Genomic DNA, 243 nt, shown 5'->3' with positions numbered 1-243 from the left:
AAAATTTTACTGGAAAGGGAATTTTTTGTGACTGTTTGGATGTGAAGGGCTGCAATATCTGCTGTCGCGGTGGATAATCCCCGCGGGTGCTGGGCGTCCTCGCGCCACGCTTCGCGTGGTGCCTTTGGCTCCGGCTCCGGGCCGGACGGCACAGTCGCGAGCGGGCATCCCTGCCCGCCGCTCCCTGAGTGCAGCATCCCTGCTGCCCTCGCCTGGCCCTCCGTCTTCGCCGCAGCGCTGCGG

General features: G+C 64.6%; 1 protein-coding gene. It reads right to left on the bottom strand.

The features are described 5' to 3' along the window. Positions 1–6: 6 nt before the first annotated feature. The coding region (locus tag A1830_RS23615; protein ID WP_231877702.1) for a hypothetical protein at positions 7–243 on the bottom strand (237 nt) is incomplete at its 5' end.

Origin of the sequence: Erwinia sp. ErVv1, assembly GCF_900068895.1 — a bacterium.
Taxonomy (GTDB): Bacteria; Pseudomonadota; Gammaproteobacteria; order Enterobacterales; family Enterobacteriaceae; genus Erwinia.
The sequence above is the reverse complement of the archived record's forward strand: the minus strand, read 5'-3'. Positions and strand labels throughout refer to the sequence as shown.